Annotated in this window: 20 protein-coding genes and 1 pseudogene; 14 read left to right on the top strand and 7 right to left on the bottom strand. The window is 57.6% G+C overall.

Translation table 11 applies throughout. The features are described from left to right. Positions 1-495: 495 nt before the first annotated feature. Entirely contained in the window at positions 496-921 is a 426-nt protein-coding gene (locus J2Z75_RS27890) for a MucR family transcriptional regulator (protein ID WP_209857074.1), read from the bottom strand. A gap of 196 nt (positions 922-1117) precedes the next feature. Here J2Z75_RS27890 and J2Z75_RS27885 point away from each other — a divergent pair, with 196 nt between their 5' ends. From J2Z75_RS27885 to J2Z75_RS27860, 5 genes and pseudogenes are all read left to right on the top strand, one after another. After that, on the top strand, positions 1118-1537 hold the full coding sequence (locus tag J2Z75_RS27885; RefSeq protein ID WP_209857072.1) for a hypothetical protein: 420 nt from the start codon (positions 1118-1120) through the stop codon (positions 1535-1537). A gap of 117 nt (positions 1538-1654) precedes the next feature. Continuing rightward, positions 1655-1906 carry a hypothetical protein gene (locus tag J2Z75_RS27880; protein ID WP_209857070.1) on the top strand — a complete coding sequence of 84 codons (252 nt, stop codon included), beginning with the start codon at positions 1655-1657 and terminating at the stop codon, positions 1904-1906. A 1310-nt stretch (positions 1907-3216) separates the two neighbouring features. After that, positions 3217-3426, top strand: coding sequence for a hypothetical protein (locus J2Z75_RS27870; protein WP_209857068.1), 210 nt, complete (start codon positions 3217-3219; stop codon positions 3424-3426). 256 nt (positions 3427-3682) lie between these two features. Beyond that, complete coding sequence (locus J2Z75_RS27865) at positions 3683-5449, top strand: SLC13 family permease (RefSeq protein ID WP_209857066.1); 1767 nt, start codon at positions 3683-3685, stop codon at positions 5447-5449. A gap of 78 nt (positions 5450-5527) precedes the next feature. Then, positions 5528-5835, top strand: a pseudogene (locus J2Z75_RS27860) (DUF2270 domain-containing protein); the annotation flags it as partial. 195 nt (positions 5836-6030) lie between these two features. Here J2Z75_RS27860 and J2Z75_RS27855 read toward each other — a convergent pair. The 3 genes from J2Z75_RS27855 to J2Z75_RS27845 form a co-directional block, all read right to left on the bottom strand. Beyond that, complete coding sequence (locus J2Z75_RS27855) at positions 6031-7155, bottom strand: NAD(P)/FAD-dependent oxidoreductase (RefSeq protein ID WP_209857064.1); 1125 nt, start codon at positions 7153-7155, stop codon at positions 6031-6033. Between the two features lie 90 nt (positions 7156-7245). Further along, positions 7246-8781, bottom strand: a complete 1536-nt coding sequence (locus J2Z75_RS29625) for an amino acid ABC transporter permease/ATP-binding protein (protein WP_209857062.1) — start codon at positions 8779-8781, stop codon at positions 7246-7248. 94 nt (positions 8782-8875) lie between these two features. Beyond that, the gene (locus J2Z75_RS27845; protein WP_209857060.1) at positions 8876-9712 is read right to left on the bottom strand and encodes an ABC transporter substrate-binding protein; all 837 of its coding nucleotides are present in this window, start codon (positions 9710-9712) and stop codon (positions 8876-8878) included. Between the two features lie 243 nt (positions 9713-9955). Between J2Z75_RS27845 and J2Z75_RS27840 the strand changes: the two genes are divergently transcribed. The 7 genes from J2Z75_RS27840 to J2Z75_RS27810 all read left to right on the top strand — a co-directional run bounded on the left by J2Z75_RS27840 (position 9956) and on the right by J2Z75_RS27810 (position 17631). After that, a complete protein-coding gene (locus J2Z75_RS27840) occupies positions 9956-11065 on the top strand; it encodes a LacI family DNA-binding transcriptional regulator (RefSeq protein ID WP_209857058.1) in 1110 nt (369 codons plus the stop codon). Positions 11066-11562: 497 nt separating this feature from the next. Further along, complete coding sequence (locus J2Z75_RS27835) at positions 11563-13749, top strand: EAL domain-containing protein (RefSeq protein WP_209857056.1); 2187 nt, start codon at positions 11563-11565, stop codon at positions 13747-13749. Between the two features lie 1167 nt (positions 13750-14916). Beyond that, the gene (locus tag J2Z75_RS27830; RefSeq protein ID WP_209857054.1) at positions 14917-15234 is read left to right on the top strand and encodes a PepSY domain-containing protein; all 318 of its coding nucleotides are present in this window, start codon (positions 14917-14919) and stop codon (positions 15232-15234) included. Between the two features lie 30 nt (positions 15235-15264). Next, positions 15265-15876 carry a general stress protein gene (locus J2Z75_RS27825; protein WP_209857052.1) on the top strand — a complete coding sequence of 204 codons (612 nt, stop codon included), beginning with the start codon at positions 15265-15267 and terminating at the stop codon, positions 15874-15876. A 65-nt stretch (positions 15877-15941) separates the two neighbouring features. Further along, the gene (locus J2Z75_RS27820; protein WP_209857050.1) at positions 15942-16397 is read left to right on the top strand and encodes a hypothetical protein; all 456 of its coding nucleotides are present in this window, start codon (positions 15942-15944) and stop codon (positions 16395-16397) included. A 66-nt stretch (positions 16398-16463) separates the two neighbouring features. Then, on the top strand, positions 16464-16961 hold the full coding sequence (locus J2Z75_RS27815; protein WP_209857048.1) for a YciE/YciF ferroxidase family protein: 498 nt from the start codon (positions 16464-16466) through the stop codon (positions 16959-16961). Between the two features lie 364 nt (positions 16962-17325). Then, the gene (locus J2Z75_RS27810) at positions 17326-17631 is read left to right on the top strand and encodes a hypothetical protein (protein ID WP_209857045.1); all 306 of its coding nucleotides are present in this window, start codon (positions 17326-17328) and stop codon (positions 17629-17631) included. Between the two features lie 214 nt (positions 17632-17845). Here the strand turns inward: J2Z75_RS27810 and J2Z75_RS27805 are convergent, their stop codons facing one another. Further along, positions 17846-18145 carry a hypothetical protein gene (locus tag J2Z75_RS27805; protein WP_209857043.1) on the bottom strand — a complete coding sequence of 100 codons (300 nt, stop codon included), beginning with the start codon at positions 18143-18145 and terminating at the stop codon, positions 17846-17848. A 32-nt stretch (positions 18146-18177) separates the two neighbouring features. Here J2Z75_RS27805 and J2Z75_RS29430 point away from each other — a divergent pair, with 32 nt between their 5' ends. Then, positions 18178-18759: a J domain-containing protein gene (locus tag J2Z75_RS29430; RefSeq protein ID WP_234937607.1), complete on the top strand. Its 582-nt coding sequence runs from the start codon at positions 18178-18180 to the stop codon at positions 18757-18759. A 135-nt stretch (positions 18760-18894) separates the two neighbouring features. Here J2Z75_RS29430 and J2Z75_RS27795 read toward each other — a convergent pair whose 3' ends face one another. Further along, positions 18895-19092, bottom strand: a complete 198-nt coding sequence (locus J2Z75_RS27795; RefSeq protein ID WP_209857041.1) for a hypothetical protein — start codon at positions 19090-19092, stop codon at positions 18895-18897. Positions 19093-19145: 53 nt separating this feature from the next. Then, positions 19146-19304, bottom strand: a complete 159-nt coding sequence (locus tag J2Z75_RS27790; RefSeq protein WP_209857039.1) for a hypothetical protein — start codon at positions 19302-19304, stop codon at positions 19146-19148. A gap of 190 nt (positions 19305-19494) precedes the next feature. Here J2Z75_RS27790 and J2Z75_RS27785 point away from each other — a divergent pair, with 190 nt between their 5' ends. Further along, positions 19495-20304 carry a nickel-binding protein gene (locus tag J2Z75_RS27785; RefSeq protein WP_209857037.1) on the top strand — a complete coding sequence of 270 codons (810 nt, stop codon included), beginning with the start codon at positions 19495-19497 and terminating at the stop codon, positions 20302-20304. Positions 20305-20387: the final 83 nt, after the last annotated feature.

Genomic DNA, 20387 nt, shown 5'->3' with positions numbered 1-20387 from the left:
CCTCGGTGCGAGCATATAAGAAGGCTTGGAGCCCAAGAGACGCAGCGAGGTTTATGCTCGAGCAAGAAGGTCAGTTCGACCAACGGCTGCTGATGCGATTTTTCCATAGCTTGGACATTTGAGACGCTGCGTCTCAGCCAGAAAATGGTTATATCTCGCTCATTCCTACGTCCGAAAGCGCAGCTTTAGCCGGCGCCGATCCGCGTCATCTCACTGTCATCCGCGCCGCGCCCTCCAGCAGGCGCGCGTCGGCTTCCGAGCAAGCCAGCGCTTCCTTACTGGGACGAGATTCTCGACTCCTCGTAATATTCCTGACCCGGAACGTGATAGGTGCCTTCGCGACTGTTGATGCTCACGTCCTTGATATTGCACTGAGGATCAAAGGCGAAGCGGACGCCGAACTCTCTCATGATGCCCAGGCCCGACCAAGGCTGGCAAAACACCACTAAAATCCCCCGCTAACGCTGGTTGAATTTTTATCAAAGGAACAGATCGCTACGGGCTGATCGGCTTCAGGCCGAGACCCATGTCGAGCGCCAGCTGCTTGCGCCTTGCGGCGTAGGCCGGCGCGACCATCGGATAGTCGTCGGGAAGATCCCACTTTTCACGATATTGCTGCGGTGTCAGCTGGTAGTGAGCCATTAGGTGGCGTTTCAGTGTTTGGAATTTCTTCCCGTCCTCAAGGCATACCAGATGGTCGTCCTGGATCGATTTTCGCACCGATACTGGAGGCTTGGGTTTTTCGACGACAGGCTCCGGCTTTAGATCCCCGTTGCTGCCGATCCCGTTCAGCGCGGCATGCACGTCCACTATTACCTTGGTGATTTCGCCCCCGGGAACGACATGCTTCTTGACATAGGCCGAAACGATTTTGGTCGTCAGGGTTACCAGCAGGTCGGGGAATGTTGTCATCGATGGCATGCGGATTTCCGGCAATGGTGGTTGCAATGTAGATAGATGAACCGGCGACTTTTTCAACGCCAAACAAGTTTAGCTTTGTACCACCTATTCACCCGGACCAAGGGCTCTTCAGGTTGGGAATCGATGTGGATTGACTCCTGCGTGTATCCTGTCACGGTACCCCTTTAGGGCGTGGGGACGCCCTCTGGGGGAAATAATGGAAACTTCTATTGTTGCACTGGCGTTCGCGCTGGGCATCTCTGCCGTTTTGTCTGGTTGTTCGACCACACAGGCGGAATTTCAAAGAAATCCAAAGGGAGTGAGCAAAGCGGTACTCTGTCGGACCTTCCTCAGCACGACCGACCAACAATTTATTTATGAACTGACTGGCGAATTGGCCAAGCGTCATATCGACCCGTTAGAATGCGTTGCGATAGTCCAGCAGCAAAACCAAGCAGCGGCTGCACTTGTCGCTGTGGCGCTTGTTGGAACGGCTGTAGCCGTATGCGCCAATAATAATTGCGGTGGTCCGTCCTATCCTACCTATCGCGGCAATTGCCAATATGATTGGCAATATGATTCCGCAGGTAGGCGATGCGGCAACCGAAGCGCTTGGTCGAGACCGGGCGGATACTGATGGGCTTCGATTGAGTTCGGGAGAATATGCCGCGTTTCTTTAGGCTCTTGACACGTCCTGCCCTTCGGCAAATCATCGGTTGATGTCCACCATCCGTGCCGCAAACGAAGTCGGAAGTTGTCGGGTGAAGAGCGCAAAAAACCGATGCTACGCGCCTCGCGCCCAATCCGGGAGATGCGGGGAGATACGGGAATTCCGCCCGGCGGTGGGAAAGACTCACTCTACGACCTAGAGGTTAGCGCCGTAAGATCGGAAACAGGCTCCTACGATGGCGCGAAGGCTTTGCTGCTGGAAATGGCCGGCATGATCCGGACGCTCAAGATCGTGCTCGATGCGACGAACGAACTGATCCAAAAAAGCGGGAATTAACGCGGCTGTTTTGACGACACGGAACGACGAAACGCCATAGATATCGGGGTCCGTTCTTTACGGACCCTTTACCGTTAGAGTGGGAAAGTCCTGCCAAGCGCGATGTGTTTTTCTTACGCGCACATTACTCTCCTCCACTCGACCTAGCCCGCCCCGGCGGGTTTCTTTTTGCAAGAGTACCGGAATCGCGGAATCCGACCTTCCCTTCCCGCTGCTCCGGCGTATTGTCGAATGCGGCGGTCTTCCCTCTCCGAGCCGCCGCTTCCCCCATCGCATTGCCAAATGCGAGAATGCCTATTTGCCCCGCCCTTACCGGCGGGGTTTTTCCTATGCGAGCGGAACTGCGGCCTGATGTAGCTAGCTTTTCGCCGAAATGTTGCAGTGACTGGGGGAAACTGGCGTACTGAAGCGCGTTGGCCCATACTATCGCGTGAGGCAGAATCAAGCCGAAGGCTGCATCATGCGAATTCTGTATGCTTACATTGCGATATGCGCAATTCTGAGTGGCCTCGCTGTGTGGGCCGTCTACGACCTCGTTTCCCCGCCGTTACAGACTGTACAGCACGCAACAGGTGCAAAATCCTTGGAGAAGCCATCCAAAGGGGCGCGAAGAATATGTGCTCCGGGTGCCATATGCCCCTGATCTCTGTTGTCCTCGCCGCTTCGATCATCCAGTTTTTTGGATGCACGAGCAATTTGCACTGACCAAAGCCTCATGCGCATCGACTTCACCCGTGGAAAGACACCGAGCTTCGACCGGGATTGAGAACCGAGCCTGCAGCACCCTTCAACGATGAGCACTGCTACGTTCACCGCGGCTACGGAAAATGGGGATGCTTCGGGTTGGAACCCCGCAGAGCGGTATCAGGTTGTTGGCACAAGGACCATTTGCCGTCGCACTGCTGGGATTAGGGCGCCATATTTCAAAGAGTTTGTCGCCAGTTGGCGGAAGATGAGGGACCGTGCGGTGGCCGCCGCTTCCCTACCGCCATACGCGGTCCGGCGACCCGAATAGCCCTTTGAAGGCTTCAAGATCTTCATAGGGAGAACAGGACTGATAGGAGGTCGCCCAAAAGGGCCGCATGTCCTTGATCGCCGGGATGGGGCTCACAAGATCGCGGACGTTACCGAGATCTGCTAATCGCCCGGTCAGCTCTTGGGCCATTTCTCTTGCGGTGGTTGCAGACTGCTATGTGATGTTGGTAAGGCTCATTGCAACGGCCAAGAGATTTTTGACGCGATGACTCATTTCTTCGGCATGCGGGAACATAGCGTCGCGCTGGCGGGTTTGTCCGAAGAAGGAGCCGCAAATGACTAATAAACTGAATGGTCCGGATATCTATTCGCCTGAGACTCTGGCCAAAAAATACGGACTTAGTATTCAGCAGGCTCGGCGTCACATCAACCGGCTAGGCGCATTGCGCACCGAACTCGACAGCTTCTTAGCATCGTCCTTGAGAACGGACGAGCACCGTAGCCAGGATATCGAAAGAACGGTCAATGAAGTGTCCTACGGGTGACGGGGACCGACTCCGCGTAGTTCTTGGAGGGGATGTGGTGTCATCCGTTTGACAAGCCGGTGGAATGCTTGTCGGCGTGCGGGTATGCAGATGCAAGTAAGAACGCTGCCACGAATGTGTTCCCTCAGATAGCTGACCCCAGCGCCAGGCGGAATGCCGTGCTTGATAAGCCGTTCGCCCCTCGTCGCCTCTGAAATTGTTTCTTTATACATCCTTATGCAGGGTGAAGAGTTTAGCACCCAGTTGGATTTAAGATATGCGCATAGATCAATGGCTTTCCCTTCTCATCATTGCTCTGATGATGGGCGCTTTCGTATGGGGACGCTATCGATACGACGTTGTCGCCGCAGGCTCGCTTCTCGCGGCCGTCCTCGTCGGCATCGTGCCCGCGAAAGAGGCCTTCTCCGGATTCTCGGACGATATTGTGATTATCGTTGGAAGCGCCCTGATCGTCAGCGCGGCGATTTCGCGGTCTGGCATTATGGATATCGCCCTTCGCAGGTTTTCACCTGAGAAACGCGGCCCCCGAACGCAGCTAATAATCCTCGTTGTTATTGTCGCCATTCTGTCCGCATTTATAAAGAATATCGGGGCGCTGGCGATTATGATCCCCGTGGCGATCCAGATGGCGCGAAAGTCTCGCGTTTCACCGTCGATGTTTCTCATGCCAATGGCGTTCGCCTCGTTGCTCGGCGGCCTGATGACGCAGATCGGTACCTCACCCAATATTATCGTTTCCCGGGTGCGGGAGGAAATTACCGGCCAGCCGTTCACGATGTTCGACTACACACCCGTTGGCGCGTCCCTTGCCGTTGTCGGGGCCATATTCCTGGCCGTCTGCTATCGGCTCTTGCCCGTGCGTGTGCGTGAAGAGACCTCGATGGATGAGGCGGTGAAGATCAAGAACTACACGACGGAAGCCCGCGTCACCGCGCCTTCTGTCGCGGTCGGACAATCTATCAGCTGGCTGCAAAAGCCCGCTGGGGGCGACGCGATGGTCACAGGGATAATCACCGAGGGAGGAGCCAGGCGGAAACCGCTTCCAGACATGATCTTAAAAGATGGCGATCTGCTCATCATTGAAGGCGAGCAGTCGGCACTCGACAGGATCGTCAACGAAGGCAAACTTCGATTTTCTGATCGAACGCCGGGAATATCCAACGGCAAGGACTTGAGTTCTGTCGAAGCTATCGTTGGCGAGCACTCCCGTTTTATCGGGTTGAGCGCCAAGGACGTCGCATTGTTTGAGAATACCGGTTTGAATCTTTTGGCGGTCAGCCGACACGGAAAGCGGTTCACGGAACGCTTGGGCGAGATCAAGATCCGCAACGGCGATATCATTGTGTTGCGGGGAGACCTTCAAAAGCTACCTGATCTGCTTCGCGAATGGGGATGCCTGCCGTTGGTGGAACGCGACCTTAAGCTAGGAAGTGTTCGTAATGGCCTAGTTCCAGTTCTAATCCTTGTCGCCACGATGGGTGCGACTGCGTTCGGTGGTGTGCCGGTAGCCACCGCGTTCTTCGCGGCAGCCTTTCTGATGGTTGTGACTGGTTCAGTTCCACTGCGGGACGTCTACAGCCACCTCGATGCCTCAATCCTCATCATGCTCGCTGCTTTGATCCCAATCAGCGACTCGCTGAAGACCACCGGCACAACCGATGTGATAGCGGATCTGCTTTCTCGGATGGCCGAAATGCTACCATCTTATGGGGCTCTTGCGCTCATCTTGGTTGCAGCCATGGCGGTCACGCCATTCTTAAATAACGCCGCAACAGTCCTGGTCATGGCCCCAATCGCCGCCACTTTTGCGGAGAAGCTCGGCTTTCAACCAGACGCATTCTTAATGGCTGTCGCCATCGGGGCCGGGTGCGACTTTCTGACCCCAATCGGTCACCAGTGCAATACTTTGGTTATGGGACCGGGCGGCTATCGCTTCGGGGACTATGCCCGTCTGGGTCTACCGCTTTCAATCATCGTCCTGCTTGTCAGCGTGCCCATGCTCTTGCTTGTTTGGCCAATATAGCGGGAACATACTCCATGTTGGAGCGCTGGGGTGGGCTCCGTCGTTTCAGGCCCCTCCCGGCATCAGAGGAGATAACATATGGAACCACTGATTGGACTGAACCAAAAGGCATTGGCCGGAGAGACGTCGGGAGACCAGTTGGGACCTCCTCTTCCAACAACGTCATCCGAAAAGGTCAACGCGGTCATCCATTGCTACCGCGGTGAGATGGGTCGCATGACGGGTTGGTGAGATCGCTTAGACCGAACCTCGAATTGGGCTGTCACCGTTGTTGCGGCGCTGCTGTCGATCTCATTATCAACTCCACTTCCCATCACGGCGTGATTCTTTTCGGCATGCTGCTGGTATCGTTGCTCTTACTCATCGAAGCCAGACGCTACCGGTTCTAACTGCTGGGTAATCCTCGCATACTAAATATTGCGGCAGACGAACCCTTTTCATCTTGAAAGGGATCGAACTGACGAACCGAATCTTCGGCCTCGGCTGTCGGGCGTTTTTGTTTCAAATCATGGACACAAACATTCTGAGGCAGCCGGCAGATGGCCGGCTCTCAGAGAATCGCGATCCATCTACTATCTGTGTCAGGAGAAGCGGTCTGGACGGAAGCAAGCGAGTAGAGGATGTTCAGTGCCGTAAGCGATCTCACCGGCCAGAAGTTCGCCTGCGATGAGACCTAGCGTTGCTCCGCTATGGCTGAAGGCCACGTAGTAGCCCTTGATGCCCTTCAACTCGCCGAATACCGGTTCACCGTCGCCGGGAATCGGCTTCGGGCCGACACCATAGCTCGCGAATTCGAGCTTCGGATTGCCTTCGAGAATCTTCGAGGCTTCATCGAGAAGTCCCTGAACCGTCGAATCCTGGATCTCGAAGGTTCCGTCCGCCTTGACGAGAACCTCCTCTTCCGACCAGGCGGAATCGAGCGCCAACGCGCCGTCCGGCGTCGGACGGATCGCGACGCGGGGCGTGTTGAGCACTGCCTTCAGCGGCAGGTAAACAGGCTTGGTGCGCACAAGAAGCGCAATGGGGGTTCCATCGGCAATATGCTGGCCCGTTTCGGCAACCATGCCCGGCACTGCGCCGCCGGTAGCCAGTAGAACCGCATCGGCGTCGAAACGTCGACCGCTCGTGGTTGTTACTCCCGTTGCGCGTCTACCCTCGACCGCGACCGTGGCACGGCCGGCATCGGTGACGAGCGCGCCGCCGCGTTGGATGAACTCCGCAGCCAAAATCTTGATCAGCGAAGGGAGATCGACCCACCCCTCACCCGGATTAAAGATCGCCCCTTGCGGCGTGACCGTGCTGGCGTCGATACCCGGCGTGATTGCAGCAATGTCGCTGGCCGACAGATGCAGCGCGTCGTAACCGAGCTTCTGCTCATGGGCGAAAACGGCGGCTATCTCGTTGGAGGCATCGTCGGCGTCCCAGGTCAGGCCACCGTCGAACCGCAGCCAGTCGGCATCCGGGTATTTAGCAGACAGCGTCCGGTACCGGTCGATACCTACCATGCGTAGTTGTTGGTATTGCGGCGAACGCTTGCGGGAGCTGTTGAGCCAGGCAAGCGAACGTCCAGACGCACCGCCGGCCAGCGGGCCGTCATTGACGAGCGTGGTGGCAATGCCGCGCCGCGCAAGATGGACGGCGGTGGAAACCCCGAAGATGCCGCCGCCGACGACGACGACCGTAGAAACGGAAGATGATGATGCCATGGAAGTCTCTCTCACTGGATGGACATTGAATTGTGCGGGCGAGCGGGCTGTTTCCAACACCCGGATCGCGACGAATGGACGAGGCGCCAGCTAAAGCACTTCGGCGAGGAAGTGCTTCAAGCGCTCGCTTTGCGGATTATCGAAGATTGCGACCGGCGTGCCGGCCTCAATCACACGGCCTTCATCCATGAATACCACCTGATCGGCGACCTTGCGGGCAAAGCCCATCTCATGCGTGACGATCACCATGGTCATGCCGCGGCGGCCGAGATCGGCCATCAGATTGAGGACGCCCTTCACCAGTTCTGGGTCGAGCGCACTCGTCACTTCGTCGAACAGGATGACTTCCGGATCCATTGCCAGCGCACGGGCTATCGCCACGCGCTGCTGCTGGCCGCCGGAAAGACCTCCCGGACGATGATGAGCGCGAGCGGCAAGTCCGACATCCGCGAGCCGCGCTTCGGCTATGCGCGCGGCCTCATGCTTCGGCATGCCCTTGATCTTGGTCAGCGACAGCATGACGTTTTCGAGCGCTGTGTGATCCGGGAACAGGTTGAAATGTTGGAACACCATGCCGACCCGCCGACGCAGCTTTTCCGGCTTCATCGCAAGAATGCTGTCACTGTCAAGCAGCACGTCTCCGCCCTTGGGTTCCACCAGCCTGTTGAGGCAGCGTAGCAATGTGGATTTGCCCGATCCGGACGGACCGATGACGCAGGTGACGGTGCCCGGTTTGACCGTCAGATCGACGCCCTTGAGCACCTGAAGTTCACCGTATGCCATGTCAAGCTTGCTGACGGCCAGACTTCCGCCCTTGAAACGGACCTCTGCCGGCGCCAGTGTCTCGGCCACCGGATACGCGCCGACGGCGCTTTCGAGTTCGCTCACTTCCGCCAGGCCGCTGGTCACGATGCCTGCCTTGTGCTTGCCCAGCCTCAGCGTGTTGTCGATGGAGTTGACCACATGGGTCAGGGGAACGGTAATGACGAGATAGAACACACCAGCGAGAAGAAGCGGCGACAGATTTCCAGTCACGACGGCCTGATCCTGGCCGACGCGGAAAATTTCGCGTTCGGAGGCCAGAAGACCCAGGAAATACACAAGGCTCGAATCCTTGACGTTGCCGATGAACTGGTTGACCAGCGCCGGCAGCACGCGGCGGATACCCTGCGGGATGATGATCAGGCGCATGCCCTGCCCGTAGCTCATGCTCAGGGCTCTGCAGGCTTCCATCTGGCCGCGCTCGACGCTCTGGATGCCGGAGCGGAAAATCTCGCCGATATAGGCACCGGCAATCAGGCTGAGCGCCAGGATGCCCAGCGGATAGGGGGACGGCCCGAAAAGCTCGCGGCCGATACGGGCAAAGCCCTGGCCGATCAGAAGAATGGTAACGATGGCCGGCAGGCCGCGAAAGATGTCCGTGTAAATCCGCGCCGGAATGCGCAGCCATCGCGATGGTGAAATGCTCATCACCGCCAGCACCATGCCCAGGATCACGCCCAGAACCGTGGAGGCGGCCGCCAGGATCAGCGTGTTCTTCAGGCCGATGGTGATCATGCTCGGCAGGACATCTGCCATCGCCTGCCAGTCGAGGAAGCTGCGGCGCAGGTTTTCAAGCCAGTTCATTCTTTCCCCTTTTCAGTTGCTGTGCCGGCCGTTCGTCCTGCGGCTTTGAGCGTATGGTGCGGCCGCCGGCAATCATCACCGGCGGCCGTCGCGGTCACTTCTTGGGGAGATAGTCGTCCGGCATCGGCGAACCCGGGAACCACTTTTCGTAGAGCGTCTTCCAGGTGCCGTCCTGCATGGCGGCATGCAGAGCGGTATTCAACGCTTCGCGGAGCTTGTCGTTGCCCTTGCGCAGCACGAACCCGGCGGGAGCATCAAAGGACGGAATGTTCACTGCGATTTTCAGGTCCGGATAACGCAGGCCATATTCCTTCGCGGCCTCATAGTCGAGGAAATGCGCGTCGACCGTGCCATTGTTCAGCGCCGAGACAGCCGAGTTGTTGTCCGGGAACTTCACGAGATCCGTGCCTGTGAAGTTCTTCGCCGCATAGATTTCCTGCAGCGTGCCCTGCACGACACCGAGACGCTTCCCCTTGAGGCCGGCCGCATCGGTGATCGCCTTGTCGGCAGTCAGCACAGAGAGGTAGCCGGCAAGGTAACCGTCGGAAAAGTCGACGGTCTTCTTGCGCGCTTCCGTCGTGCCGATGGCGGCGACGGCGACGTCGAAACGCTCGTTGGCGACGGACGGCATCAACGCCGAGAATTCCTGGCCGGTGAAGACCACCTGTTCCGGCTTGAAGCCGAGGCGGCCCGCGACGTTCAGGAAGAACTCGATGTCGAAGCCTGAAAACGTGCCGTCGGCCTGCGTGAAGGCGTAGGGCTTGGCATCGCCCATCGTGCCGACGCTGATGACCTTCGCGTCGATCAGGCCGTAGGGGTTGTCATCGGCGGCAAGGGCCTGCGCACCGAAGCCCGCGCATGCAATCATAAGAGCCATTGCGCCGGCTAGGGCCGGCGACATCAACGACTTGAGAATTCCAATCTTGCTCATGTCTTCTCTCCACTCTGAAGGTCTGTTCTTTTTCGGCATTCATAAGAAAGCGGCAAATCTCCAACAAACAGTCGAGGCGCCCCAGCGGCGGCATCGACAGGAGTGGCAAAGGTGACGCTCGCCTCTTTCCAAGACGCATTTTATGTAAAAGAGACCGGTCTCTTATTGATTGAGACCGGTCTCAGTGATAATTGTTATCGTGACATTGACCTTCCGTCAACAACTCTTGTAGTCCTTCACGAGATGAAAAAAACAACGCCAAAATCCCGTTCCGTCACCGTCAGCGATGTGGCCAGAGAGGCAAAGGTCTCGAAGGCAACGGCAGCGCGCGCGCTCGGGGGCTATGGCACCGTCAGTGAAAAAGCGCATGAAGACGTCATGGCGGCGGCCAAGGCTCTGGATTACCGGCCAAACGAACTGGCGCGCAGCATGACGACCGGCAAGTCCGGCATCATCGGCGTCGTGGTCGGCGATATCGAAAACCCCTTCTTCAGCCTTGCTGTGCGCGGTATTAGCGACGCTGCCCGCGCCGCCGGGTTCAACGTCATCCTTGCCAATTCCGGCGAACAGATCGAAGCGGAGAAAGCGGCCGTCCGCCTGCTGATCGGCAAACGCGTCGACGGGCTGATCGTCACGCCATCGGAATCGCGCGATGTCACACACCTGCGCGACATCCATCGCTCGGGCAGGCCGCTTGCCCTGCTCGACCGGGCGCTACCCGATCTGGATGTCGATACCGTCACGGTCGACGATCGCGACGTGGCCATACGAGCCACCCGCATTCTCGTCAATGCCGGTCATCGCCACATCGCCTATGTGACAGCAGTCGATGCCGAGGGACACGAATTACGGGATCTGTCCCAGATCTACACCTCGTCGGTGCGCGAGCGTATCGAGGGCTTTCTTGCAGTCTGCCACGATGCCGGCATCACCGATCCCAAACGCCATGTCCGGCTCGGAGCGACCAGCCCGGAGGAGACGCGCCGGATCGCGACCGGGCTGCTATCGACGCCCGACCGTCCAACGGCCATCCTCGCCTCCGACAGTCTGATCGGGCTGGAGCTCTTCAAGGTCATCCAGGCGCTCGGCCTCAGCGTGCCCGGAGATATCTCGCTGATCACCTTCCACGACGCCGATTGGACGAGCGTCACCAGCCCACCGATTACCGTTGTCGATCAGCCGGTCTATGCCCTTGGCAAAAGTGTCGCGGAACTGCTTATCCGCCGCCTGAAAGGCGAAACAAGGCCGCCGGAGCGGCTGATTTTGCCGACGTCGATCATCGAAAGAGGCTCCGTGGGACCGCCGCCGGAAGAGGTGACTGGAGGCAGCCGGACGAAGCCGTCTTCGGACTAAGGAGGAAGGCACCGGATTGGCACTTCGGAGATATCCGGCTGGCAAATTGCCTGCCCGTGAATCCGCGCGAACGCTTGCCCCTTTAGGCGCCAAGGAACAGCCCCAGCGATGTCGGCCATTCCGAATTGCCAAAGATTGCCGAATGCGAACGGTCCGCGACGGGTTGGTGTACTAGGCCACCATGCAGTCGAGCCAAGCCGGGCGGGAGAGCTTTCCGATGCTTGGGTGTGGGTGCGCCGGCTTCCTTTTGGAGCCATTCAATATTGCGGAGGAGCGGCGGTCGGGACTTCTGGCATTAGAGCTGTACGGTTCGCGGAAGCAGCTGACCGCAGGATCCAGCCGCCATCATCCGACGAACAATGGGATAAGAGCCCTTATTAAGACTGCCTTATGATTGGCGCGGTATGTTCGCTCCGCAGCGCTTTTGCGGGCATGACGCCACCCTGCGCTTCCCCCGTTGGGAACATGTCGGAACGTGTACCCCGTGAGAGCTTGTCATGCATAAGAACATCGCCTCGAACGCAGGCCGCAACCAGTTGTCGGTCGCAATCATCGCCATAGTGTTCATTCTCGTTTCGGCCCTGCTGGCCTTCCTTGTGGCCGGTTCGATCCAGACCATCACGATCACGTCAGACGAAATCGATGACAGCCGTGCAATGCACGCCGCTGACGGCGCGCTGCAGTCTTTGAGGAAGCAGCTGGGCGCTACGGTCCGAGACAACGCCTACTGGGACGATGCCTACCGCGAGGTCAGCCTGCAGGAAACGAAAACCGACTGGATCATCGAGAACTGGGCGTCGACCACGGCGGACTATCCATTATACGACACCGCAATCGTCGTCGATGCCAGTAACAAGGTCGTCGTGGCCTACCGTGACGGCGAGGATATGGGAGGGGATTGGTCCGAATTCTTCGGTGGCGCATTCAATGAAATGCTGTCGGCCGCCCGCAAGGCATCCAAGACAGATCCTGTTCCCGTATACTTCGTCAGATCCGCAGCGGGTGTCGCGCTAATCGGCGCGGCTACCATTCAGCCAAGCTTGATCGACAACACGGTCGATCCGCGTGCATTCCACGTACTGGTCTTTGCAAAGCATCTCACGCCCACTGCAGTGGCGGAAGTGTCAGAAGCGTTCAGCATTGACCATCTTACCCTCGTTGACGCCCGCCCGAACGCCGGGCTTTCGGTTCCACTATACGATGTCACAGGGAGAGAAATCGCATTCTTCAGTTGGCCGTCGGAAAAACCCGGAACCGAAAGCTATCTGAAAGTGAAGCCGACGCTGCGGGCCGCTGCGTTCATCCTTGTCCTGTTTCTATGCGCCATCGGGGCCGTAGGTCTTGTCACCGTGAGCAGGCTGCGCGCCAGCGAGAGCCGCGCACGCTTCCGGGCAGATCACGATCCCCTGACCGGACTTTTAAACAGGTCGGGATTGATCGACAGGATGAGCCGGGTGTCTGCCGTGACGCAGGCGGAACATTCATTGCTGCGCCTCCACTTCATCGATCTGGACGGCTTCAAGGGCGTCAACGACGCCTGGGGACACGGTGTCGGCGACGAACTGATCGCAGCGGTGTCGCGCCGTTTGTTGGACACACTCCCGACCGAAGCCCATGTAGCCCGTCTTGGCGGCGACGAATTCGCCGTCGTGACGGTCGATCGGGCTGCAGCACAGACCTTCCCAGCCATCGGCCAGCAGATTCAGATCGCTCTTGAAAGGGAATTTGAAATCGGTGGTCGCACGATCGCGATCGGGGCGAGTGTCGGCGTTGCCATCAACGACGTTATCGGAGCCGACGTCGGAGAACTTATCCGCCGTGCCGATATCGCGCTCTATCGTGCGAAGGACCGGGGCCGGGGAATCACAATTGAGTTCGAGGAGGAGTTTGATCGCGATACAAAGGTGCAAGCGGAGCTCGAGGAACATCTTCGCCAAACCCTTTCGACGGGTGGTATTGGTGTCGCCTACCAGCCACTTGTGCATGCTTCATCCGGGGCGATATGCGGCGTAGAGGCTCTGGCACGTTGGCAGCGAGCGGATGGCACGAGGCATGGTCCGGACATGTTCATCCCCCTCGCCGAAAGATCCGGCCTGATCGATATTCTGGGGATGCAGGTACTTGAGAAATCTTTGAAAGCGGCAAAACGGTGGACGGATATTACGCTCGCTATCAATGTGTCACCACTGCAACTCAAGAACCCGAAGTTTGTTCAGAACGTTCTGGACGCATTGGCGGTGGCGGAGTTTGACCCGCAAAGGCTTTGCATTGAGGTGACCGAGGGCGTGCTGATATCCGATCCGGAACAGGCCCAGCGGGCGATCTCCGGTCTAAAGGACGCAGGCATCAAGATTTCTCTCGACGACTACGGCTCAGGCTTCGCCAGCATTGGCACGTTGCGGCAATTCGGGTTCGACCGCATGAAGATCGACCGTTCACTGATCCTTGCGCTGGGTAATGATGAGAACGGAGGAGCCGTCCTTCAGGCCACGATCGCCCTTGCGAACGCGCTCCACATTCCCGTAACTGCCGAAGGGATAGAGACGGAAGCACAGGCAATGGCGGTGAGACTTTGCGGTTGCGACGAACTTCAGGGCTATCTGTTTAGCAGGCCTGTTACCGAAGACGAGATCACAGCATTCTATTTTGGAGAGATCCCCGCCGCGGCGAGCGGGGTCATGTGAAAAACTATGGCACAAAAAGGCCCGGGGTCGTGCAAACGTCCCTGAGTTATGGCTTTAACTGCAACGATGCGCGACCAGCGCAACGAGTATGTTCTGCATCGATTTGGGCCTGCGAATAAGGCTTGGCTTCATCGTCGAAGACAGTCCAAGTCTGACCCTCGTAGGCAGTTCGGCACGCAGGAAGATCGACCCAGTTCGATCGCTGGAGAACGGCTGTAGCCTACGCCGCACGGGCATCGTCCATCTTTGCAGTTACCAAAGTACCGCCTCTGCGTCGACATGCGAATATGCCGACGCCCGAGCGCCGGGCATATTCGCTGACCGGATTCAATTGGTAGACGCGGCAGGCTTTACGCGCCAATTCGGCCGACCAAGTCCGAAGGGCCAAGTATGGACGTTGCGGTCGTTGAAATAGACGACTTCCTTGAGATCTGGAAACTTGGCCTCCTTGGCAGTCGCCGTTCGTATCCACGGCTGCATGTAGTGGCATCGCCTTCATAGCCCCGTTCCGCCACCCAGATCGGTTTTTTTGAACGGCATCACGCGCTCATAGCCCGGTTGCATTGCCCGAGTGAAGGTCTTGGGCGCGCCATAGGCCCTTATGTCATATGCCTACAGGCCAGAAATCGAGACCGACAAGATCGACATAGTTGCCACCGGGGTGGTATTCCTCCAGGCCCTCAAGCCCTTTTGGAGAAAACATGATCAGGACCGTCGGGGTGTCTCTGCGGATTTGTTCGGCAACTTTCTTATAGGCACTGTTGTAGTTCTGTGCCGGTCAGTTGGACCACGAGAAGCAGCTGGATGTATTAAAGGCCAGCTTACGGACCCAACCGCGGATCGACGGGTGCCGGATATTGTGACGTTTCGCCAGCCCGTGGAGTGTTTTCCCGCACAAATATCCTGCGCCACATGCCGCTCTACTCGATGCATTGAGTACCAGGGTCAGGGCCTCCGTCCACGCTCGATCTCGCGTTGTATTTCTCTGAAGGGGCTGGCTCCGATGCGGCCAGCCAATAGTTCATTTGCTGGACAGCCCAGAACTGCGAAAAGCCAAGATTGCTGCTCTCCCCTCACATCCTATTCAAAAATGAATGGGGAACTTTAACCGCGTGATCGTGTTCTTCCTCTGAGGCCTGAAAACTGGGTCTGTAGTGAGGAAAACCCATGAAGAAGATGATTTTCGCGGCGGCGCTCTTGTGCGTCTCGGCAATGACTACCCATGCCCAGACCACCACAGCCCCTGCAACGGATGGCGACACGCCCGCAGTTGCAACGCCGGAGACTAAGAACGCCACCGCTCCAGTGGAAGGCGCAAACTCCTTCACTGAAGAACAGGCGAAGGAGCGCATGGAAGCGGCCGGCTACAGCACCGTCTCCGATTTAAAACTGGACGACAAGGGTGTTTGGCAGGCCATGGGCACAAAGGACGGAAAGTCCGTTGCTGTGTCGATGGACTACCAGGGCAACATTGTCTCGAAATAATCCGCGGAAACGCGCTGAAAGGTGGATCTCATGAAAACCGTTACTGGACTTTTTGACGACTATAGCAATGCCAGCACGGCTGTAAGCGCACTCGAGGCGCGTGGCATTCCTTCTGACGACATCAGCATCGTGTCCAACAATGCAGACGATCGCTACAAGGATGTTGGCCACGACAGCAATGCAGCCGACGGCGCTGGAACCGGAGCCGGGATCGGCGCGGTGGTTGGCGGAGCGGGCGGCCTTTTGACAGGCTTGGGCATTATGGCAATCCCCGGCGTCGGCCCGGTCGTCGCTGCTGGTTGGCTCGCCGCTACCGCTGCAGGTGCCATTGCAGGCGCTGTCGCGGGTGGAGCTGCGGGCGGACTCATCGGAGCTCTGACGAACTCCGGCGTTCCGGAAGACGATGCACATGTCTACGCGGAAGGTGTGCGCCGTGGCGGAACATTGGTAACCGCCAAAGTTGATGACGACCTGCAGTTCGAGGCAGAAGCGATCCTCAAGCGGTCCAACTGGATCGACCCCGCGGAGCGCCGGCAGGCCTACACGGAACAGGGTTGGACGAAGTTCGATGACACGGCGGAGCCCTACGGGCCGGCGGAGGTCGAACAGGAGCGTAACCGTTATCCGGGACGCACTCTCTAACTGATCAACTTGGAGGGTCGGCCATGTCCGATCCTTCGCAGCTTTCTGACTTCCGGAGGCCTTGCATGTCCAGCACATCGATCCCAGGCGAACACACACAGCTTGATCGGACAGACGGTTCGACCGACACCACGTTCGGACAGTCTGTGGAAAGCCAGGCACAAATTCGGGACGCGGCGGCTACAGGCTCCGGCGAAACCACCGAGCCTTTGAACATATACCGCCTAGTCCCGATCGCCGCTCCTGACGATCCCAACTGGGACAATGCTCCCGGATCGGGAGACGTCATCGTCGCGGCAAGAACGACAGGGGACGCCAGAATCGTTGCAGCCGGCCGAGAACTTGATTTCATGGAGATCGACGCTGCACCTGCCGAAGGCGTGACAACGACCAACGCGAGCGCGTTTCGGAACGAGAAACTCTACACGGTCATCGAGATCGACCGCGGACGCACCGACGTTCAGCGCGGCGTACTTGATGGTGAGGTTTCCGTCGACAATATCAAGCCAACCCAGCTCTGAAAACTGCAAGCAACCAGTCCGCAAGCAATGACGCGCGCGGCGCATACCCAGGATATGGAGATCACAATGGCCAAAGCCTTCAAGACACTTGACGAACTTTTTCACGACACCTTGAAAGATGTCTATTTCGCCGAGAATAAGATCGTGGCGACTCTGCCAAAGATGCAAAAGGCAGCGAAGAATACACAGCTGAAAACCGCGTTCGAAAAGCACTTGGCGGAAACGAAGGTCCATGTCGAACGCCTTGAGGAAGTCTTCAAGATCATCGGTAAGAAGCCTGAAAAGAAGACCTGCGCCGCCATCATGGGCATTACCGACGAAGGCGCGGAAATCATGGAAGAGTACGAAGGCTCCCCCGCCCTTGACGCTGGCCTTCTTGCCGCAGCCCAGGCGGTCGAGCACTACGAAATGTCGCGCTACGGCACGCTTCGTACGTGGGCCCTGGAATTGGGCATGAAGGACGCGGCAAAACTTCTGCAAACGACGCTTGATGAAGAGCAGGCGACTGATATCGCTCTCACCGGGATCGCCACGTCGGTTGTCAATCAAAAAGCCGAAGGCTGACGATACGAACATTCAATCTGGACCCCGATCTTTTTAAAGCGGGGTCCAGAGATGATGCTGGAGTCAGCGCCGACTCAACCCTTCATGCGATCAACCCGGAGCACACAAATGACCGACTGTTGACTTGCATTGCGATGCCGTTGGTAAAGGGCATCCACTCCATCAGCGCAAGTTGCCGCCGTGAACGGATTCGAATCCATCGCAATGCGGACTGAGAGTAGAGGCATCGAACGGCATACCTCCGCTCTTGAACGGCTATTCAGATTTTTCGCGGCTCATCTCGAGATGGCTTGTACAAAGTTCAAGTTGACCGTTTTCGATGGTGCGGCGACACTCTAGCTGCAGCAAGGCAGGAGGGAAAACGATGGACGAGCCAGACAGATGGCGCCACATGGCAAGCGCGCCGAAAGACGGCAGTCGGATCCTCATCACGGTCCGCCCGTCTGAACAGGGGCCGGCGGAAGTTGACCTGGCCTACTGGTCGAATGGAGATCGGTTCGGCGCAGAAGGCTGGCGCGCCTCTGATTCCTCCCCCGGCTGTGTCATTGAATATGCTGAGCCCGAGCTGAAGTGCTGGATGCCGATGCCGTCCGCCAATCGCGGCCGCGCATCCATGCCCTCACCCTGGGAGGGTGACGACGCCCAGCAGTTCGACGGGTCGGGAATCTAACGGATCGCTCCAGTCGCAGTAACTTCGCGCCCTTGGCTTCCCAACGTGCTCAGGATAGCTACTTATCCAAGGCGCGGCCTCAGGGATGGCAGCACGTGATATGGAGGCGAAGGCGCTGGCAGCGAGCGCCAACTGACCTCGGGAAAGCGATCGCTGAGGCAATGCCGCAGTGTTCGACGGACTGATGGACGAGTAACGGACCTACCCACTCCCATCATTCGGTCTTCGCGCTCAGGACGTGCAATTTTCGGATTTCCTCCGCACATTCCAGAAGGATGTGGCTCATGAGCGGGTCGGGCATGTCGTCGATCTGCTGAAAAATAATGTCGAGGCCTGCGACAACGCTTGACGGCATGGATAAGGCGTTGCCCGTGTCCGCGAGTTGTATCCGCTGCTCCGAAATTATTCTTGCGGCGCACTCGACCAGGCGCCGGCGTTCGAAAGCTGATACCTTTGAGACCTCGTTGGCCGACCGATAGAGCGCACTCACAAAGTCGGGGATGGCAGACGTCATCGATTGGCACTTTCAAAGCTGGCGTCAAGCGCATGGATGGTCAACATGCGGCTGATGCAGCATGTGTACAGGGTACGCCGGTCTTCACCAAACCAATCGAGGTTGCGTCGTTAAGCATGCGTACTCGATGCAAAGATCGCATTGATTCGGGTTTACTGACAGCTCGAGGGAGTGGGAGCGATTTTGCTAAATCTTGCCGAGGTGACGCGCGGCATCCATACAGATGCTATGACACTCGATTCAAAAAATATTCGTGGGCCTTAGATCTGCTCGCAAAAAATCCGCTTCCGCCAGCGAACCCACTGGCCCGAAATGCCTGTGGGACCAGGGTAAACCAAACCACCGAAATCCCGATCCCGTCCACTGTCCGCTCCGGTTCTGCCAAGACATTAAACGCCCGCAAAACCGCTGCTGCGCGCCAGGCGCAAAGCAGCGGTCTCCAAAGACGAAAACTCAAGGTGCTCGAAGCCAAGGCTTTTGAAACATTCGGGCTTTTGCCGGCGGCGACACTGGAGGAAATCAGGAGCCGCTATAAGGAAAGGCTCAAAATGCACCATCCCGACGCCAACCCTTTCGATCCGCCCCAAATTGCCCGTCACTCACCGCCGTGCTAACGGCGTGTAAACCTTATCTCGTTAGAGTTTGAATGCTTGGTTGGCTTGAGCACCTCCGAGTGACCACCTGAAAGCCATCCGGACATGAGCCGGATGGCGTTCGTTTAGCGCTGACCCCAAGAACGACGCCCAGCCCTAGTGCTTCCCGTTCAGCCGAATTTCTCCAACGTCCGAACGAAGTTGCTCCAGCCGCGCATTGCCATAGTCGCGAGCATCGATCTCGGTGCGAAACGACCGGTTTTCCGACTGATCACCATTGAAAATAGTGACCATCCAAACGCCCTTAATGAAACTGATGTCGAGCCTGACGCTGGGTCGAGGTGTGGAGACCATTGCAGCCCTCCCGTGCTTTGAGTGCATTCTGCGCGGGGTTTGATGAGATTGAGTCACCCAAATGAGTTACAGGTGCGGCGGCTATTCATTTTGAATTCGTGGATATCGTCGGCGCCGGGAATGTTCGCCTGGCACATCGCGACGGCATCACGAAACAGCGCGTTGGCGGTGTTCTTGTCCTGACCGGTCGAATAGACTTCCGCGCGCTTCACGCCAAACTAGCATAACTTTAGAAGATTGAAATAGAAACAGTTCGCTCGACGCCATCGCGTCATACTTCGACCTTGGCTACGTTGAAAGCAACGCCAGTAATCCACACAAGCCGAGCGAGAATCGATCGATTGCCCAAAATCTTGATCGGGCATAGACTTCCATGGACCGGAGAAGGGTGAGGAGAAGACGATGGCCATCTTCATGGATCGCCATGAACTCAAAGGATTTAGCGCAGCCGACGTTGCCCAGGCGCATCAGAAGGATCTCGAAGTCCAGGACGAATACGGAGTGAAGTTCCTGACCTACTGGTTCGACCATCAGCGCGGCACTGCCTTTTGCCTGATAGATGCTCCGGACAAGGAAACTGCTCAATGCGTTCATCGCGTTGCACACGGCTATGTTGCCGGCGAGGTTGTCGAGGTGGCCCTATCGGCGGTTGAGGCTTTTCTCGGCCGGATCAGCGATCCCGAACCTCTTACCGAAAATACGCAAGATAAGGACAACGCACACCGAGCGATCATGTTCACGGATATTGTCGGATCGACGGAAATGACCTCCCGCCTCGGCGACCTTATGGGTACAGAACTCGTCAGGGCGCATGATTCCATCGTCCGAAGGTGCCTAAGAGGATATGGCGGCAGCGAGGTCAAACACACTGGCGACGGCATCATGGCTTCCTTCGCATCCACCACGCAGGCCGTTGATTGCTCTACCGCCATACTTCAGGAGTTCCTGCGTTACAACCGAGGCAACGCGGAGCCCATACACATTCGGATCGGCATCGATTGTGGAGAGCCCGTCGAGGACAGCAACGATCTTTTTGGCAAGACAGTTCAGCTCGCTGCTCGTTTATGCTCAGCGGCATCGACCGATCAGATTCTCGTTTCTGAGAATGTGTTCCGGAATCAGAACAGCAGCGCTGCCTTTTTAGAAATCGAACGATTGCAGCTAAAGGGGTTCGCTAAGCCGGTCCCCGCGTTCGAATGCGCGTGGACCTGAGCGGTCGGTATTTTAAGAACACGTTCTCCCCATCGCGCCGATCTGCATGGCGATCGACTAGGGTAGGCCGACAACAATCCGCT

The organism is Rhizobium herbae, assembly GCF_017873135.1.
Taxonomy (GTDB): domain Bacteria; phylum Pseudomonadota; class Alphaproteobacteria; order Rhizobiales; family Rhizobiaceae; genus Pararhizobium; species Pararhizobium herbae.
The sequence above is the reverse complement of the archived record's forward strand: the minus strand, read 5'-3'. Positions and strand labels throughout refer to the sequence as shown.

Bases quoted from the DNA above. Each gene is read 5' to 3' on its own strand.
- J2Z75_RS27845 (WP_209857060.1), bottom strand. From the start codon at position 9,712: ATGAGCAAGATTGGAATTCTCAAGTCGTTGATGTCGCCGGCCCTAGCC.
- J2Z75_RS27830 (WP_209857054.1), top strand. From the start codon at position 14,917: ATGAAGAAGATGATTTTCGCGGCGGCGCTCTTGTGCGTCTCGGCAATG.
- J2Z75_RS27870 (WP_209857068.1), top strand. From the start codon at position 3,217: ATGACTAATAAACTGAATGGTCCGGATATCTATTCGCCTGAGACTCTG.
- J2Z75_RS27805 (WP_209857043.1), bottom strand. From the start codon at position 18,145: ATGACGTCTGCCATCCCCGACTTTGTGAGTGCGCTCTATCGGTCGGCC.
- J2Z75_RS27840 (WP_209857058.1), top strand. From the start codon at position 9,956: ATGAAAAAAACAACGCCAAAATCCCGTTCCGTCACCGTCAGCGATGTG.
- J2Z75_RS27885 (WP_209857072.1), top strand. From the start codon at position 1,118: ATGGAAACTTCTATTGTTGCACTGGCGTTCGCGCTGGGCATCTCTGCC.
- J2Z75_RS27825 (WP_209857052.1), top strand. From the start codon at position 15,265: ATGAAAACCGTTACTGGACTTTTTGACGACTATAGCAATGCCAGCACG.
- J2Z75_RS27795 (WP_209857041.1), bottom strand. From the start codon at position 19,092: ATGGTCTCCACACCTCGACCCAGCGTCAGGCTCGACATCAGTTTCATT.
- J2Z75_RS27865 (WP_209857066.1), top strand. From the start codon at position 3,683: ATGCGCATAGATCAATGGCTTTCCCTTCTCATCATTGCTCTGATGATG.
- J2Z75_RS29625 (WP_209857062.1), bottom strand. From the start codon at position 8,781: ATGAACTGGCTTGAAAACCTGCGCCGCAGCTTCCTCGACTGGCAGGCG.
- J2Z75_RS27890 (WP_209857074.1), bottom strand. From the start codon at position 921: ATGCCATCGATGACAACATTCCCCGACCTGCTGGTAACCCTGACGACC.
- J2Z75_RS27815 (WP_209857048.1), top strand. From the start codon at position 16,464: ATGGCCAAAGCCTTCAAGACACTTGACGAACTTTTTCACGACACCTTG.
- J2Z75_RS27820 (WP_209857050.1), top strand. From the start codon at position 15,942: ATGTCCAGCACATCGATCCCAGGCGAACACACACAGCTTGATCGGACA.
- J2Z75_RS29430 (WP_234937607.1), top strand. From the start codon at position 18,178: ATGGATGGTCAACATGCGGCTGATGCAGCATGTGTACAGGGTACGCCG.
- J2Z75_RS27785 (WP_209857037.1), top strand. From the start codon at position 19,495: ATGGCCATCTTCATGGATCGCCATGAACTCAAAGGATTTAGCGCAGCC.
- J2Z75_RS27855 (WP_209857064.1), bottom strand. From the start codon at position 7,155: ATGGCATCATCATCTTCCGTTTCTACGGTCGTCGTCGTCGGCGGCGGC.
- J2Z75_RS27835 (WP_209857056.1), top strand. From the start codon at position 11,563: ATGCATAAGAACATCGCCTCGAACGCAGGCCGCAACCAGTTGTCGGTC.
- J2Z75_RS27810 (WP_209857045.1), top strand. From the start codon at position 17,326: ATGGACGAGCCAGACAGATGGCGCCACATGGCAAGCGCGCCGAAAGAC.